Origin of the sequence: Bradyrhizobium sp. IC4059, assembly GCF_020193615.1 — a bacterium.
GTDB classification, from domain to species: domain Bacteria; phylum Pseudomonadota; class Alphaproteobacteria; order Rhizobiales; family Xanthobacteraceae; genus Bradyrhizobium; species Bradyrhizobium yuanmingense.
Genome location: NZ_JADYVH010000004.1, coordinates 1 through 2,500, shown reverse-complemented (window position 1 = coordinate 2,500; position 2,500 = coordinate 1). Strand labels below are relative to the sequence as shown.

Below are 2,500 nucleotides of genomic sequence, written 5' to 3'. Positions count from 1 at the left end.
CTGAGCTATGGCCCCGTAACCAGAAGACGAATGCTCACTCGATGAAAGTGGTGGGCCTGGGAAGACTTGAACTTCCGACCTCACGCTTATCAAGCGCGCGCTCTAACCAACTGAGCTACAAGCCCCTAACGCATATCCCGTCAGGGACCGTGGGATCCTGCTTGATGCAGGCCCAGCGCGTGTTCGTCCGCGAAGAAAGAGAAACGAAGACGGCGAAATCCCGCCAATGCAGCTCAACGATCTGGCGATCTGTTGGCCACTGATGTTTCTAAAACGATCCGATAGTGAGCGTGAGCTCGCTGAAGGATCATCCTTAGAAAGGAGGTGATCCAGCCGCAGGTTCCCCTACGGCTACCTTGTTACGACTTCACCCCAGTCGCTGACCCTACCGTGGCCGGCTGCCTCCCTTGCGGGTTAGCGCACCGTCTTCAGGTAAAACCAACTCCCATGGTGTGACGGGCGGTGTGTACAAGGCCCGGGAACGTATTCACCGTGGCGTGCTGATCCACGATTACTAGCGATTCCAACTTCATGGGCTCGAGTTGCAGAGCCCAATCCGAACTGAGACGGCTTTTTGAGATTTGCGAAGGGTCGCCCCTTAGCATCCCATTGTCACCGCCATTGTAGCACGTGTGTAGCCCAGCCCGTAAGGGCCATGAGGACTTGACGTCATCCCCACCTTCCTCGCGGCTTATCACCGGCAGTCTCCTTAGAGTGCTCAACTAAATGGTAGCAACTAAGGACGGGGGTTGCGCTCGTTGCGGGACTTAACCCAACATCTCACGACACGAGCTGACGACAGCCATGCAGCACCTGTGCTCCAGGCTCCGAAGAGAGGGTCACATCTCTGCGACCGGTCCTGGACATGTCAAGGGCTGGTAAGGTTCTGCGCGTTGCGTCGAATTAAACCACATGCTCCACCGCTTGTGCGGGCCCCCGTCAATTCCTTTGAGTTTTAATCTTGCGACCGTACTCCCCAGGCGGAATGCTTAAAGCGTTAGCTGCGCCACTAGTGAGTAAACCCACTAACGGCTGGCATTCATCGTTTACGGCGTGGACTACCAGGGTATCTAATCCTGTTTGCTCCCCACGCTTTCGTGCCTCAGCGTCAGTACCGGGCCAGTGAGCCGCCTTCGCCACTGGTGTTCTTGCGAATATCTACGAATTTCACCTCTACACTCGCAGTTCCACTCACCTCTCCCGGACTCAAGATCTTCAGTATCAAAGGCAGTTCTGGAGTTGAGCTCCAGGATTTCACCCCTGACTTAAAGACCCGCCTACGCACCCTTTACGCCCAGTGATTCCGAGCAACGCTAGCCCCCTTCGTATTACCGCGGCTGCTGGCACGAAGTTAGCCGGGGCTTATTCTTGCGGTACCGTCATTATCTTCCCGCACAAAAGAGCTTTACAACCCTAGGGCCTTCATCACTCACGCGGCATGGCTGGATCAGGGTTGCCCCCATTGTCCAATATTCCCCACTGCTGCCTCCCGTAGGAGTTTGGGCCGTGTCTCAGTCCCAATGTGGCTGATCATCCTCTCAGACCAGCTACTGATCGTCGCCTTGGTGAGCCATTACCTCACCAACTAGCTAATCAGACGCGGGCCGATCTTTCGGCGATAAATCTTTCCCCGTAAGGGCTTATCCGGTATTAGCACAAGTTTCCCTGTGTTGTTCCGAACCAAAAGGTACGTTCCCACGCGTTACTCACCCGTCTGCCGCTGACGTATTGCTACGCCCGCTCGACTTGCATGTGTTAAGCCTGCCGCCAGCGTTCGCTCTGAGCCAGGATCAAACTCTCAAGTTGGACTTGAACTTTGAACCGGCTGATCACAACGTTTGACGAGGTCCCACCATTATCGACCGAAGTCGATGTGCTGCCCGCGATTCACATCGCTGGCAACGATGGTGTTTCCTTTAAAACGTGTACCGCCGAAGTCTTTCGTCCGGTCTCGATCAGAAAAGCCGAAGCTTCTCGGAAGCGAGACCCGCAAGGACTCCGCCGTCCACGTTTCTCTTTCTTCATCTTCACTTGTCAAACAGCCCGAGACCGTGGAGGTCTCAACCTTCCTGAGAGGAAGGGTTCCGACACCCTTACCGACGATGGATGAACTCCAACCGACTGGTGTCGGCTGTTGTGTCACTCAACAAGGTGAGGAGCATCAGTGGCGCGTTCGCTCGCCTTGGTCAGTGACCCGGCGGCGCCGCGCTCAGTGGTTGGGGTTATAGGCCCCACCTTCCGGCCTGTCAACGCCAATCGTCAACAAATCGTCGCACAGCGGACCAGCGAGAAAACACCCACGATTCCAGCCATTTAGAAAGCCGCCGGGCACATCGAACGAGCCCGCCCGGCAAAAAATCTGAAAAAAAGTTTGCCCGCCGGCGGGCTCCGGAGGGCGCCTTGGAGCCCTCCCTGGCGGCCTCCCCCGGGGGCCTCTCCTCCGCACCCCTCCACCCCGCGGGCGTGCCGCCCCAAGGGCTGTCGGCCCCCCGGCCAGACG

General features: G+C 57.0%; 2 tRNA genes and 1 rRNA gene (1 of these 3 cut by a window edge). All 3 read right to left on the bottom strand.

Features of this window, described 5'->3' with window-relative positions:
- Positions 1-15: transfer RNA gene (locus I6F12_RS13565), tRNA-Ala, on the bottom strand; it reaches 61 nt to the left of the window's first position.
- Between the two features lie 33 nt (positions 16-48).
- A tRNA-Ile gene (locus I6F12_RS13560) sits at positions 49-125 on the bottom strand.
- Between the two features lie 192 nt (positions 126-317).
- Positions 318-1,806: ribosomal RNA gene (locus tag I6F12_RS13555) — 16S ribosomal RNA — on the bottom strand.
- Positions 1,807-2,500 lie beyond the last annotated feature (694 nt).